Genomic DNA, 14,538 nt, shown 5'->3' on the forward strand with positions numbered 1-14,538 from the left:
CCTGCATCCTATCCCACAGCTCTCGTTTTTAGGCCATGGGTAGCTGGACCGTAAATGTCGACCCTTCTCCTGGGATCCCGCTGCTCGTAATCCAGATTTTCCCGCCCATGGCTTCTATCAACCGCCTGGAGATATATAAGCCCAGCCCCGATCCCCGCACTGGACTATTCACATCCCCCTCTAAACGATAGAAACGCTGAAAGACAAGCTCCTGATCCTCTGGCGCGATCCCCTTCCCTCTATCAGTCACATCGATACGCACCACAGCCCCTGGCGCCTGGTAGGCCGAGGCAGAAAGGTAAAGTGGTGTCCCTGGTTCCGAATATTTTAATGCATTGACGCACACGTTGAGCAAGACCTGGCGCAAGCGCATTGGATCAGCCTGCACCGAGAGATCATCGGCCACCTGTACATGCAATTCCCGCTTCTCCCTGGTGAGATTCGGTTCAATCATCAGGATTACGCTCTCAAAAGCCTCAGAGACAGAGACGCGCTTGAGCAAGGCTGGTCGAATAATTACATCCCGTTCCAGGCGGCTCGCATCCATGACATTCGATAAAAGCATCGTCAGTTCATCGCATCCACGACGCGCCTTCTCCAGGAAATCCGCACGCTCCTCAGGAGGCAGCACATCACCATATTGCACAATAAGCTCAATATAGCCCTGAACGGCGGTCAAGGGAGTACGTAGTTCGTGAGAAGCTGTCATCATAAACTGGTCCTTCATCTGGTCCAGTTCTTGCAGACGCCGGTGTGCATTACGCAAGCGCTCATACAGGCGGGCATTAGTGAAGGCCACCGCAGCCTGCTCACTAAAATCCTGGGCGTGTGGCAAATCAAAGACGGAGAAAGCGCGTCGCTGACGACCAGCCGACTGCCTTCGAGCGAAGACCAGCAAACCAATCGGCTCCCCCTCTGCCATCATCGGCACCAGGATGGCGGAGTTCACTCCGCATTGCCAGAGTACATTGCGCAACACCCCTTTCTGCACACTATTGCAAGCCGCCTTGTCTGGGGGGCTAACATCCGAACGGGTAGGCGATAATTTACAAACGGAGACGGCATCGGCTCTCTCCAGGTGCACTAACCGGGCTTGGAGATCAAAAAAGGTCTGCCCATCTGGCTCCTGCACGCTCAGCTCGGGCCAGGTAGTGGAGGGAGCCACTCTCTCCTGCTCTTTATCCCAACAGGTCAGAGGCGCAAGTTTCTCACGCTTCTCATCGGGCAAATAAAAGATAGTATAGTCAGCGTCGAGGGCATGCCCGCCTTCATCACAAATCAACTGGTTCATTTCTCCCAGCTCAATGGCGGCCGCGTTCAACCGTGTCGCGATATTTGCCAGAGCCTGGGCGAAGACCTGGCGCTCATGTGCTTCCTCATACAAGCGGGCATATTCTAGAAAGGTTGCCAACTGCTCAGCATAGAGGCGCAAAAGCGAGGCTTCACTCATGCTCAAAGCGCTACCCGAGCAGCGGGCCACCCCAAGCGCCCCTAGCTTCTTGCCATGATAGAGCAGGGGAAAAAAGGTGATCAGCGAGACGTGTTGCTCGCGCATCCAGGTATCAAATTGAGCCACCCCTTGTATATGCCAGTTAATCGTTGTTTCCTCGCCTGCCTGACAAATGGAGGTAAGCTTATTTGGCTCGCGCGAACGCCAGCTAAGTAGGGTTGATGTAGAGGAGACAGCATGAATGAGTAGCGATTGTGCAGAAGATGCGCCTTCCCCTGGTTCCTCCAGTGTCAGTAACACGACAGCATCATACCCTAAAATAGCCGAGAGCTGGCGCACCGCCTCTTCATGCAGGCGCGCCCTATCTAACACATCTACCAGAGGATTCACCAGTATACGCAACAGATTAATTTCATTTTGTTGCTGCTTATGAGAACGCCAGAAGGTCTGATTCTGCCGCAAGGTAACCAGTGAACGAGCCAGCGCCAGGGCCGAAAGGAGGCTCACCAGGAAGAGTAAAAGGCCCGTCCACACATCGCTGGTCGCCATCTCTCGATACACAAGCAATCCAAGTAGCAGCACAATACACAGGTAGAGCAGGATGCTTAGCACCACACTCCACCCTATTGTACCGCCAGTATAGAAGGCCAGGCGCATTCTTTTATTCAGTAATCGCTCGTTTTTATGCTGTCCCATACCAATCCTACCCATTGAGCCAGACACGCTCCACACTCATCATTGAGGGGTGATACAACACTCCTACCACCTTTTCGTTATACCTTGCGAGAGAAACACTCCTACGCCCAGCGTCAGTCAGACTAAAAATAGTTTGAGGAGATCCCTCCATCCACCATCAACCAGGTCCCGGTCGTCCAGGCAGATTCATCGGAGGCCAGGTACAAGGCCATATAGACAATATCCTTTGGATCACCAAAGCGCCCCATCGGGATACGATTGAGCCGCGTATTACGCGCCTCCTCGCTGGTCCAGAGATGACGAAGCAACTCGGTCTCTATCGGGCCGGGACAGATGGCGTTGCAGCGAATGCCCTGGCGACCGTACTGCACTGCCAGCGACTTGGTCAGGCCCAGCAGACCACCTTTAGAGATAGTATAAGCATCCTGGGGGACCGTACACCCCAGAAAAACGACCAGCGAGGCAATATTGATGATCGATCCCCTACCCTGCTCAAGCATATGTGGAATAGCGTAGCGTGAGCAGAGATAGGCACTCTTGAGATTGACATCCATGACCTTCTGCCACAGGGCATCGGTGATCTGCTCCAAACCCTCATCCTCTGGCGGCATCACTCCCGCATTATTATAGAGTACATCGATATGCCCAAACGCCTCTATGACCTGAGCCACCATGCCTTTCACTGCCTCTTCGCTCGAGACATCGGCACGACAGAAGAGGGCTTTTCCACCAGCCTGGCGAATCTCAGTCGCCGCCTGCTCGCCCCTGTCATCAATATCAACCAGGGCGACGCTTGCCCCTTCCCTGGCAAAAATCTCAGCCGCCAGCTTGCCCATGCCACTCGCCGCTCCCGTAATGATCGCAACCTTGTCAGCCAGACGCATATGCTTCCTTTCATATGGTGCCAATTAATTGTAGGGTCCATGCTGGCATGGACTCTTCGCCCGCAGGTTGATACCCAGCCGCTGGAGAGATCGCTGCGCTAGCAGTCCATGCCAGCATGGACCCTACACGCTCTTTTGTCTTCATTGACAGGCATTGATACATATGCCCCGAAGCACAACAGGCTATGACTGCCGCTCTTTCACAATGTCCAGGTACCAGTAGGGTTGGCGCTTACGTAGCATTGGCTTGGCGCGTACGACGTTCCCGGGAATAGAATCCAGGATATTATAAGCCAGCTCGCCCGTCAACGAGCCCGCCATATCGCCGGGAGCATAGTCAAGCATATGCGTGGTACGTCGCCCTGTGCGCTGCTCACGCGTATCAATGGTCATCATCATCAAGCCTGGTTCATCTTCATCGGCCACGACCTCATTGGTATAGTTTGGCGAAAACACGCCACTCATACCATTAGCCCGCCCGCCTGCGCACTCCTGGCTCCAGTTCGCCAGGGCGAGATACACATTATGCTCGGCGGCACGTACCCGCCAGAGCAGGTGATGAGGCTGACTCCCATCCTCATCCATAAAGAAACTAAACGACGTGCGCGCTCCAGGGGTCGCCGCGACGGGTACAGGAGCCGGAAAATCGAGGAAAGCGGGGGCGCAGACGAGATCGGTTCCCATCCCTGCCAACACACGTAAGGTTTCCGGAAAAAGCACATCATATCCTGTTGCCAGCCCGATGCGGCCGCTGGGCGTATCAAATGTCGAGAGACCGAGATTGCCTGGCGAGGCCCAGAGCCGGTCTCGCTGTGTAAGATGTAGTTTGCGATAGGTGCCATAGATGCCATGGGGATCAAGCAACAGGATCGTGTTGTAGTAGTTCCCCTGTGCATACTCGGCGACCCCAAGCACCATGCTCACTTGAAGCTCCTGCGCCAGGGCGACCAGCGCATCCGTTTCGGGACCCGGAACACGAATGGCCTGTGTACGTATGTGGTTTGCGAACTCCTTCGCGGGATTTTGCGTCGCTGGATGCAGCAATACAGGGCCAGGAAGCACCAATTCAGGGAGCACCAGGATATCGGGACAGGCGGGGGCATTATCACGAATACACATGCGCACCAGGTTTTGCAACGTCTCAAGCGTGGTCGATGCCTGCGAGGCCGCGAAGGAGCTCAGGCCTAGTTGGAGGAAACCCACACATGATAACTGCCCCTGGGGTAGCTCCCCAAGTTCATACAGGCTATGATAACGCAAGGGTTCCCACAGGTATTGATTGTTGACAAGCGAGATATATTCGCGTGGACGGCGATCCTGGAGGCGGTTCCCATACACCTCCTGCTCGCTTCCCCAGCGCTTCTCGCGACTATGCGCCAGGTCCACCTCACCATAGAGAATACCTGATCCAGTCTCCAGCGCAGCTTGAATTGAACCATCTGGATTTAGCAGGCAACTTCCACCATAAAAATGCATGCCACGCTCATTACCCTCGCGATTCGCTACCAGCAGGTAGACGCCGTTTTCAAAGGCCCGCGCCATCCACCAGTTCGTGGGATGTTGTTCCAGCGTCCAGTTCGTTGGGCAGACAAGAACATCTACCTCCTGTAAGGCGGCGAGGCGCGCCGTCTCAAAGTAAGTGGCATCCAGGCCAATCATAGCGCCCAGGCGCCCAAGTGGTGTCTCCCATACAGGCACCCCCCCATCGCCATCACGCGCCCAACGAGGTTCTGACATATATGAATGCATTTTGCGATAAGTCCCCACAAGGCCATCAGGGCCGAGAAGAACCATAGCGTCATAATACACCTGTGTGAGCGTGTCCACCTCCGGCATGCCCAGGGCAATATAGCATTGATAACGCGAGGCTAAGGCCTGAAAGCGTTGGGTCGTTGGCCCAGGAATGGGCTCCACATAGGGGGCGATCTCCGCGCGCGTTGTCCAGCAATAACCGGTTGTACACATCTCTGGGAGGACGATAAGGCGCGCACCATGCTGAGCAGCCTCTTCAACGAGAGCGAGCAAATCCGCAACGTTTTTCTCTTTCTCGCCCAGGGATGGCGCATACTGAATAGCAGCGACACGATAACTCGTAGGGGATGCAAAGCGAGTGCTCATGTGGATGGACTCCTGCCTGGCTCGTAAGACTGGAAAGGGTGTTAGAGTATGTTCTCAAGTGTGAAGCAGTCACCCTGAATATAGCTTGTAGTATTATAGCACTTCGCTCCCTTGAGGGGATACCTTTTTTCGCGCCTGCAACGCTCAGGTATGAATGTATGGCTAGTGTGAGAGTGGGCAGTCGCCCACTCTCACACTAGCCATACTTGAAGAAAAAGCCTGAAATCAATTATTGATAGTATCGGATATTATTGGACAATATTGGACAATATTGGACAGTATCGCGGCTCGCTTAGCCGAGGTACTGGTATGCGGGAAGGGTCAGAAACTCGACAAACTGGTCATCTGAGACGAGTTGATTGAGAATTTCAGCGGCGGGGGCGAACTTACGCGTCGCGTAGCGCTCTTCGCCCAGGGCGTCCTTCAGCTTCTGGAGCTCTTCCTCGCGGAGTTGGTGGTATAGTTCCAGCGTCACCTTGCGTCCATCCTCCAATACACCTTTGGGATGGCGAATCCATTGCCAGATCTGCGCCCTGGAGATCTCAACGGTAGCTGCGTCCTCCATCAGATTATTGATGGGGACACACCCCAGGCCACGCAGCCACGACTCCAGGTACTGCAGACTTACGCTGATATTATTGCGTAGCCCCGCCTCGGTAATTGTGCCTTCAGGCACCTTGAGCAGGTCGGCGGCGCCAACCTGCACGTCCTCGCGCTTACGCACGATCTGATTGGGGCTCTTCATAACGGCGTCGAACTCTGCCAGGGCGATTGGCACCAGGCCAGGATGGGCCACCCAGGTTCCATCATGTCCATCGGCCGCCTCGCGGCGCTTATCGCTACGCACTCGCTCCATGGCCTCCTCATTGGCCTGTGGATCGCCCTTAATGGGAATCTGGGCGGCCATCCCGCCAATTGCGGGTGCGCTGCGACGATGGCAGGTCGCGATGGTCAATAAGGCGTATGAACGCATAAAATGCGTCGTCATCGTGACCTTAGCCCGGTCGGGAAAGATAAAGGCTGGATGGTTGCGAAACTTCTTGATCGCGCTAAAGATATAGTCCCAGCGTCCACAATTCAGGCCAGCTGAGTGCTCGCGTAGTTCGTAGAGGATCTCGTCCATCTCAAAGGTCGCCAGGATGGTCTCGATCAGGACCGTGGCTTTAATTGACCCCTGAGGAATTCCCAGTTCGCGCTGGGCCAGGACAAAGATATCGTTCCAGAGCCGCGCCTCCAGGTGACTCTCCATCTTCGGCAGGTAGAAGTAGGGACCAGAGCCACGCCGCAGGAGCTCCCGCGCATTATGATAGAGGTACAAGGCAAAATCAAAGATGCCGCCCGAGACAGGCTTTCCATCAACCTGCACATGCTTCTCATCCAGGTGCCAGCCGCGCGGCCTGACCAGCAGAACTGCCGTTTGCTCGTTCAGTTTATAGACCTTGCCTTCGGGACTGGTAAAGGTAATAGTGCGCCGGATCGCGTCGCGCAGGTTGATCTGGCCCTGAATCGTAGCCTCCCAGGTGGGCGAGTGCGCATCCTCAAAGTCTGCCATAAACATGCGCGCGCCCGAGTTTAAGGCGTTGATTACCATCTTACGCTCAACGGGACCCGTAATCTCGACCCGGCGATCCTGAAGGTCATGCGGCAGGGGAGCAATCGTCCAATCGCCCTTGCGTACCGTCTCCGTCTCGGACAGGAAATCTGGCAACTTGCCCGCATCGATCTCGGCCTGGCGTGTCACGCGACGCTGTAATAATTCTTGCCGTCGCGCCTCAAAGGCTCGTGAGAGGAGGGCAACGAATTTCAGGGCCTCTGGCGTCACGATTTCCGCGAATTCAGCGGTCACGGGAGCCAGCACCTGAATACCTTCAGCATATGATGTATGAAGAGAATGAGCCATGATCAGGCACTGCCTTTCTTGTTCTTTCTCGCGCCTGCGGCGCTTGCAGGTGTAAGTGGTGTGTTGGGCCATGGCGGCCTGTGGCCGCCATGGCCCAACACACCACTTACCAGGTAAAAGGTGCGTAGCCACACCACCTCAGTAGCCGCGTACGCCAGTAGCGGGCCCCCTGCACCATACCACATACTACTTCTCCGAAAACCCTGAGCGCGAAGCGCTAGACACGCCAGTGGCGTTGAGTTTCGGAATAAGATCATAGCACTTTGTTTAGTGAAACTGAGCCTCTTCCGTGGAGCCTGTAAGCGCCGTAGTAGAGGACGCACCGCCCGCGATGACCTGGGTAACTTCATCGAAGTAGCCCGTGCCAACCTCATGTTGGTGCTTAGTAGCAGTATACCCTACTTTTTCTAGAGCGAATTCTGCCTGCTGCAAGCGGGAGTAGGCGGTCATACCCTCTTCGCGATAGCCACGTGCCAGGTCAAACATACTGTAGTTAAGCGCGTGGAAACCCGCCAGGGTGATGAACTGGAAGGCATAGCCAAGTGAGCCTAAATGCTTCTGGAACTCCGCTATCTGGGTTTCGCTCAGATTTTTACGCCAGTTAAACGAGGGCGAGCAGTTATAGGCCAGGAGTTTCCCAGGGAAGCGCGCATGAATCTCAGCGGCAAAGCGCTCGGCCTCTCCCATATCTGGGGATGAGGTCTCACACCAGATGAGATCACAATAGGGAGCATAGGAGAGACCACGCGCAATCGCTGCTTCAATGCCACTGCGGACCCGGAAGAAGCCCTCGGGCGTGCGCTCACCCGTCAAGAAAGGCCGATCAGCCTCATCAATATCTGAGGTAATCAACTGCGCTCCGTTAGCGTCGGTACGCGCAATCAGCACGGTTGGCACGCCCATGACATCTGCGGCAAAACGCGCCGCTACCAGGTTCTTCACCGCAGAAGCGGTTGGTATGAGGACCTTACCGCCTAAATGCCCGCATTTCTTCTCTGAAGCAAGCTGGTCTTCGAAGTGGACGCCAGCCGCGCCAGCCTCGATCATGGCCTTCATCAACTCAAAGACGTTTAAGGGACCACCAAAACCAGCCTCGGCATCGGCGACAATGGGGGCGAACCAGTAGATATCCCCTTTCCCCTCAGAGTGCTGAATCTGGTCGGCGCGCTGTAGGGCCTGATTGATGCGCTTCACGACCTGCGGCACACTATTGGCCGGATAGAGACTCTGATCGGGATACATATGCCCCGCCAGGTTTGCATCCGCGGCAACCTGCCAGCCACTTAGATAGATAGCCTTCAATCCAGCGCGCACCTGTTGGACAGCCTGATTACCGGTCAACGCACCGAGCGCAGGCACAAAGGGCTCGCTGCGCAGCAGCGTCCAGAGGCGTTTGGCACCCATGCGAGCCAGTGTATATTCAATATGTACCGAGCCACGTAAACGCAAGACATCTTTCGCCAGATAGGGTCGCTCGACGCCCCGCCAGCGAGTCTCACCCTGCCAGGCCATCTGCAAATCGCGCGCATTCCCATTTTCTGCATGCTGACTGCTCATCATGATCTGTTCTTCTCCTTCTCTAAGTGGCATAAGAATCAGGAGGTGGCGTCATTGTCACCTCCCTGTTCTGCCAGGAGACGACGTTGTCTCCCTATCTTCTAAACCAAGAGTACCATGCAGGCGCAACAATAGTCCAGGCTTTTACTTCGCAGATTCTGAGGTAAAGCATAACCAAAAGGTTATATATCAGGTCACGCTCCCTGGCCATATATATATATCAGCAGGCTTATATCCTTGCTTCAAGGCATAGAAAGCGCTCGCTTCCTGCATATAGAACGACTTTCAGACGTCTTCCCCTGTCTAATAGTGTCAATCACACACCTTTTCAATAAGTCTTCCCTTATGCGCCAGTAAGATCTTATTCCAAAACCCAACGCCACTGGCGTGTCTAGCGCTTCGCGCTCAGGGTTTTCGGATAAATAGTAAGCTTCCCCAAAAGCAAACCTCGGGCAGGAAAGAGGCACTCTTTCCTGCCCGAGGTTTGCTTTTTAACCTTTATGCGCCATGACACTTTTTGAACTTCTTACCGCTGCCACAGGGGCAGGGATCGTTACGCCCAACCTTGGCAAAGGCCGAGGCGCTGCCGTTGACGTTGGCATTGTAGTTGCGGTTGCCATTGCTCTGGTTCTTCGTCGAACGCCCTGATGCGGACTTTGCCCTGGTCTGCCCACTCTTGCGCTGACCATTAGCGCGCGCACGCGTCTCCTCGCCGTTCTCGCTCTTGCTCTGACCACTGGCCTCCGCGATAGCATCGGCATTCGTCCGCACATTCGCGGGAATCTTGCGCACGGGTGCGGGACGGTCGATGGCCAGACGCACATCATTGCGAATAAGCTTGAGCAGCGCATCCACGGTATGGTGCTGGATCGCCACCTTCAGTTCATCAAACATGCGGTAGGACTCGTTCTTAAACTCGACCAGGGGATCGCGCTGGCCCAGGCTGCGCAGTCCGATACCGGCACGCATCACGTCCAGGGCGTCGATATGATCCATCCACATGCGATCCACGACCTGCAAGAGGTAGGTGCGCTCAAACTCGCGCAATGGATCAAACTGGGACACCCCTAACTCGCGTGCCTGCTGCCTCAACTCCTCGCCACGCTTCTCATAGTGCTCCAACACCAGCTCAGTCAGGTCGCTCTTGAGCTGTTCGCGACGGACAGAATTGATATTCTCTGGCAGAATGTCCTCTGGGATATTGACCCAGACCTCCAGCGTCTTGAAGAGGGTCTCCAGTTCCTCCTCTTCGGAGATAACATTGCCCGGGATACAGGCGTTGACGATGCGGGCGACCTCGCCCTCCATCATCTTCACGATGCGCTCATGCATGTCGCCATGCTCAAGAATGGCGCGGCGGTCGCTATAGATAACGGCACGCTGCTGCGCGATCACGTCGTCATATTCAACGACGTTCTTACGCACATCAAAGTTGTAGCCCTCTACGCGGCTCTGAGCGCTTTCAATCATGCGCGTGAAGAGCTTACTCTCCAGCGGTAGGTCGCCCATGCCCGCACGCTCCATAAGGCCAGACACACGGTCAGCGGCGAAGCGGCGCATCAGCTCATCGTCCAGGGCCAGGAAGAAGCGCGTGGAGCCAGGATCGCCCTGGCGGCCCGCGCGACCACGCAACTGGTTATCAATACGCCGCGACTCATGGCGCTCGGTACCAATAATATGCAGACCACCTAGCTCACGTACTCTCGCACGATCTTTCTCGCACTCAAGCTCTTTTTGGCGCAGCAGCTCTTGCTTCTCCGCCTCCGTCATATTTGCGAGATATTCCTGAATGGCCTCTTCCTTCTCGGCCCGCTCATCCTCGTTGCGCTCAGGCATGTCACGAATATAATCGACATGCTCCACATGCTTACGCAGGATGGAGTCATAGAAGCCTTCTGCGTTCCCGCCCAGGAGAATGTCAGTACCACGACCAGCCATGTTGGTAGCGATAGTTACCGCGCCACTGCGGCCAGCCTGGGCCACAATATGCGCCTCGCGTTCGTGGTGCTTCGCGTTCAGGACCTCGTGAGGTACGCCCTGCCTCTTCAACAGTTCAGAGAGCAGCTCCGAGATCTCGACCGAGGTTGTACCCACCAGCACCGGCTGCTCACGCTCATAGCACTCCTTGATCTCTTCCACTACCGCGTTGAACTTGGCCTCTTGCGTGCGATAGATATAGTCGGGCATATCCTCGCGAACCCTGGGCTTGTTGGGCGGGATGTTGACCACATCCAACTTGTAGATTTTATGGAACTCCTCGGCCTCGGTCATGGCGGTACCAGTCATACCCGCCAGTTTCTCATAGAGGCGGAAGTAGTTCTGGAAGGTAATCGTAGCCAGGGTATGGTTTTCGCGCTGGACCTTGACGCCCTCTTTGGCCTCAATCGCCTGGTGTAGACCCTCGCTATAGCGGCGGCCCGCCATCTGGCGCCCGGTAAACTCATCAACGATAACGACCTCGCCATCCTTCACGATATAGTCTTTATCGCGCTTGAAGATGATCTCGGCCTTGAGGGCATTCTCCATATAGCGTGTCAGGTCCAGGTTCTCTTCATCGTAGATGTTCGTGACACCAGCCAGCTTCTCAATCTTCTCAATGCCCTCTTCGGTCATGAGCACGCTGCGCGTCTTCTCATCGATGGTATAGTCGGTCTCGGCCTTCAGGCGTGGAACCCAGCGCGCGAACTGCGCGTACATATCGGTCGACTCCTGGCCCTGGCCGGAGATAATCAACGGGGTACGGGCCTCGTCGATCAGAATATTATCCACCTCGTCGACGATGGCAAAATACAGCTCGCGTTGCATGACCTGGTCCAATGAAGTGACCATATTGTCCCGCAGATAATCGAAACCGAATTCGTTATTTGTGCCATACGTGATATCGGCCTGGTAAGCCGCGTTACGCTCAGGGGTATAGGGATCAATGGCGTTGACGACAACCCCAACTGTAAGACCAAGGAATTTATAGATGCGCCCCATCCACTCAGAGTCACGGCGCGCCAGGTAATCATTGACGGTCACGAGATGCACGCCTTTACCGGTCAGGGCATTAAGGTATATGGGGCTGGTCGCGACCAGCGTCTTACCTTCACCTGTGCCCATCTCGGCGATTTTGCCCTGGTGCAGGACGATGCCACCAATCAACTGGACGTCGTAGTGACGCATTTTGATGGTGCGCCAGCCTGCTTCGCGTACCGCCGCGAAGGCCTCTGGCAGGAGATCATCCAGCGTCTTGCCATTGCGATAGCGCTTCACCATCTCTGGCGCCAGTTCATCCATCTGATTGGCGCGTAAGGCCACCAGTTCAGGCTGTATCTCTTTCAGGATATTGGTCAGCAGCAGCTCCAGCTGCGCATTAGAGCCCTCTTCGCCATCGCTCGCCTTGCGCCTGGTCTCCTCAAAATGGGGCCAGAACTCCGTAAAGGCGTGTTTGAGATCGTCTTCATCGACCTCTTTCAACAGTGGCTCTGCCTCTTGCAGCAGTTGCAGAATGGTCTGCTGGGGATCCTTTGCCTCATCAGGCCGTTCCCGCCATTCACCGGCAAGCTTCATGGCTTTAACCACGCGTAGCTCGTTGAGCGCGGGAGAGAGCTTCTCGTATCCCTGCTCAAAACAGTCGGAGAGGGTGTCTTGCAGGCGTGTGCGTAGCAAATACTCGCCATTACGCTTGCGCTCAAGCTTCTGTCTATACGCAGAAATTGCCTGATGCAACTGCTCATCCGTAAGATCGTCGGCCCAGGGTTCGGCTTTGTCCAGCGCCTCACGTAGCAGAAGGACCAGTTCGTCTTCAAGCACCTTGCCGCCTTTGAGGTAGAGGGCGAGCTGTGAGCGAAACTCAACCGTTTTAGCGGCCAGCTCTTCGTCACTCAACTCCTTCATCTCTGTTTCCAGCGCGTTAATTTTATCGATGACGGGTTGTATGACCTTTAATTCCTTTTTATTCGGGTCGCCCAGGATTTTTCCTAGTAATTGCATGATTCAGCGTTCTCCTACTGCTCGGCTGTGGTGCAATAGCGCAATTGTCAAAAACCTTAAAAATACAGGCACATTATATCATGTATAGTTTTATGAGCATACAGCTTCAAGGTACATCTTGAGTATAACCCAGGAACTAAATAGAAGAGACGATCAACAGCAGGTTAGCCTTTCTGGTTGGGAGTGTGGGGCGCCCTGGCAGCCTGTGGCTGCCAGGGCGCCCCACACTCCCAACCAGGACGAGCGCCGCAGGCACGAGAGTGCAAGCACAAAATATTCTGTACCTGTATACGTACGAAACGATGTTTAGTTAGAACAGGAGGAGGGCAACGGCTACATCAACACTTGCCTGCTTTGGCCTGGTCTATACTACAAATAAGATCGGCAGATACCATGACCCAAAGGAGGGGGTGTATGTTCGCGGCGGTTGTCGAAAGCACTGTTTTTAACAACTTCTGGACCTGGACGTTCTGGATTATTTTGGGAGGACTGGCGGGCACGACGACAGAGATGATGCTCCACAGTAATACTATTGGCTGCGCAGGCAACATGTTTATCGGTGTCCTCGGCGGCATCCTGGGGGGAGTAGTAATCGCTACCCTGGGCATTCAACCTGGGACGCTTTTTTACACCTTTCTCCCCGCCTTCGGGAGCGCCTTCCTGCTCTTATTCATTGCTCAATTCTTCGCGCATATTCGCTATAATACACTTTAATCATGCTAAAAAGTCAGAGGGAGATTGGTCGCGTAGATCTGCGCGACCAGGCTCTCTCTGACTTTTTATGCTCGTTTATGCGTTCCGCTTGCGATGCTTAATAAGATAGGCAGAACCAAGCAGCAGCACGGTCGCGATAAATGAACAGCCCAGAATAAAGGCGATGTTACGCAACCAGAGAACTGAGGTACTATCTGTCTGCTGGACGGGAGCCGTGTGATGCAGACACGTCAGCGGCCAGTAGCGAATCTTCTCCCCTCTGTAGTTCCAATACATCCGTGGCATCTCGATGCGAATCTCAGCCCCATCATGGGGCCAGAAGAACGGGGGATCAAAGATAGAAGGGTCGTAGTTATCCCCAGCTGCTGTAATCGACGGTAAAGGCGTAGGCGTCCCCTCGGGACCTCCATTGTTGTCGCCAGCACCAGGTGTTCCATTGCCATCCGTCACGCTGGGCGTTCCATCCACGTTCGCAATGCCTGGCCTCGCGCCATCATTGCCCGCGCTAATGGTAGGTGTGGCCTGATCTTCATCGGCAGGATCGACCGTTGGTGTATCATCTTCGCCTGGCTCTCCTGTTGGCGTGACCGTTACAGTAGGTGTAGCGGACGCAGTAGGATGCGGCTTCGCCGTTTTACGCACTATAGGGAGAGCGGGAGGATTGCTTGCTTTGGCGACTGGCAAGGCCTGGCTGGGTGGATAATACTGTTGAGCGCCTCCCTGGGCCGGAGGGTACTGTTGCTGCGTCCCACCTCCATTGCTCTGAGCAGGGGGCGAGGGCTGACCGGAGCTCGATGAGTTCGTGTTGGCCTGGGTGCCATCGCTTGAACTTCCCTGGGAAGATGCGTTTGTCGCAGCGCTATTACATGGCTGTGTGCCGGGTACTTTCGCGACATCGTCCGGAGTTACCGGGGTCACGGTTCCAGAACCCGGCTGGTGTTGCTTCGCGCCTGTAGACGTGGTCCGCGTAACCTTTGCCTCCCGCTGGTCCGCATTCGCGGGGTGCCCTGGTCCCTGACGTCCCGACGTAGGCCAAAAGTTCATGCCAACAATGACACACAGCATAGAGGCACAGATACACATGAACATAAACGTCACAAAAAATTTAGCGCCCCTGCGCCTGTTTTTCTGATTCCACAACGCCAACATTGTATCAATCATGGGTGTGCAAACTCCTCTCCCATCTCGTCAACCCCTGGTACTCAATTTACAGCCTATGCGGAAGCCTGAACACACTCGCCACG

8 protein-coding genes are annotated in these 14,538 nt (G+C 55.0%); 1 reads left to right on the forward strand and 7 read right to left on the reverse strand.

Annotation, left to right across the window (positions count from 1 at the left end; all coding sequences use genetic code 11):
• Positions 1 to 28 precede the first annotated feature (28 nt).
• The 6 genes from KTE_RS09760 to secA form a co-directional block, all read right to left on the reverse strand.
• Positions 29 to 2,146: an ATP-binding protein gene (locus KTE_RS09760; RefSeq protein WP_201380581.1), complete on the reverse strand. Its 2,118-nt coding sequence runs from the start codon at positions 2,144 to 2,146 to the stop codon at positions 29 to 31.
• A 122-nt stretch (positions 2,147 to 2,268) separates the two neighbouring features.
• Positions 2,269 to 3,030 (reverse strand): SDR family NAD(P)-dependent oxidoreductase, encoded by a 762-nt coding sequence (locus KTE_RS09765; protein WP_201380583.1) that lies wholly within the window; start codon positions 3,028 to 3,030, stop codon positions 2,269 to 2,271.
• 183 nt (positions 3,031 to 3,213) lie between these two features.
• Complete coding sequence (locus KTE_RS09770; protein WP_201380585.1) at positions 3,214 to 5,148, reverse strand: nitrilase-related carbon-nitrogen hydrolase; 1,935 nt, start codon at positions 5,146 to 5,148, stop codon at positions 3,214 to 3,216.
• A 292-nt stretch (positions 5,149 to 5,440) separates the two neighbouring features.
• Entirely contained in the window at positions 5,441 to 7,048 is a 1,608-nt protein-coding gene (gene aceB, locus KTE_RS09775) for a malate synthase A (RefSeq protein ID WP_236600342.1), read from the reverse strand.
• Positions 7,049 to 7,315: 267 nt separating this feature from the next.
• On the reverse strand, positions 7,316 to 8,608 hold the full coding sequence (aceA, locus tag KTE_RS09780) for an isocitrate lyase (protein WP_201380588.1): 1,293 nt from the start codon (positions 8,606 to 8,608) through the stop codon (positions 7,316 to 7,318).
• Positions 8,609 to 9,103: 495 nt separating this feature from the next.
• Complete coding sequence (gene secA, locus KTE_RS47450) at positions 9,104 to 12,580, reverse strand: preprotein translocase subunit SecA (protein WP_236600343.1); 3,477 nt, start codon at positions 12,578 to 12,580, stop codon at positions 9,104 to 9,106.
• Positions 12,581 to 12,994: 414 nt separating this feature from the next.
• Here secA and KTE_RS09800 point away from each other — a divergent pair, with 414 nt between their 5' ends.
• Positions 12,995 to 13,294: a hypothetical protein gene (locus KTE_RS09800; protein ID WP_201380590.1), complete on the forward strand. Its 300-nt coding sequence runs from the start codon at positions 12,995 to 12,997 to the stop codon at positions 13,292 to 13,294.
• A 75-nt stretch (positions 13,295 to 13,369) separates the two neighbouring features.
• On the opposite strand, the gene KTE_RS09805 is transcribed toward KTE_RS09800, so the two are convergent.
• Positions 13,370 to 14,455 (reverse strand): hypothetical protein, encoded by a 1,086-nt coding sequence (locus KTE_RS09805; protein WP_201380592.1) that lies wholly within the window; start codon positions 14,453 to 14,455, stop codon positions 13,370 to 13,372.
• Positions 14,456 to 14,538: the final 83 nt, after the last annotated feature.

Origin of the sequence: Ktedonobacter sp. SOSP1-85 (assembly GCF_016587415.1) — a bacterium.
GTDB lineage: Bacteria > Chloroflexota > Ktedonobacteria > Ktedonobacterales > Ktedonobacteraceae > Ktedonobacter.

Coding starts and splice junctions, on each gene's coding strand:
- KTE_RS09760 (WP_201380581.1), bottom strand. CDS start 2,146: ATGGGACAGCATAAAAACGAGCGATTACTGAATAAAAGAATGCGCCTG.
- KTE_RS09765 (WP_201380583.1), bottom strand. CDS start 3,030: ATGCGTCTGGCTGACAAGGTTGCGATCATTACGGGAGCGGCGAGTGGC.
- KTE_RS09770 (WP_201380585.1), bottom strand. CDS start 5,148: ATGAGCACTCGCTTTGCATCCCCTACGAGTTATCGTGTCGCTGCTATT.
- aceB (WP_236600342.1), bottom strand. CDS start 7,048: ATGGCTCATTCTCTTCATACATCATATGCTGAAGGTATTCAGGTGCTG.
- aceA (WP_201380588.1), bottom strand. CDS start 8,608: ATGATGAGCAGTCAGCATGCAGAAAATGGGAATGCGCGCGATTTGCAG.
- secA (WP_236600343.1), bottom strand. CDS start 12,580: ATGCAATTACTAGGAAAAATCCTGGGCGACCCGAATAAAAAGGAATTA.
- KTE_RS09800 (WP_201380590.1), top strand. CDS start 12,995: ATGTTCGCGGCGGTTGTCGAAAGCACTGTTTTTAACAACTTCTGGACC.
- KTE_RS09805 (WP_201380592.1), bottom strand. CDS start 14,455: ATGATTGATACAATGTTGGCGTTGTGGAATCAGAAAAACAGGCGCAGG.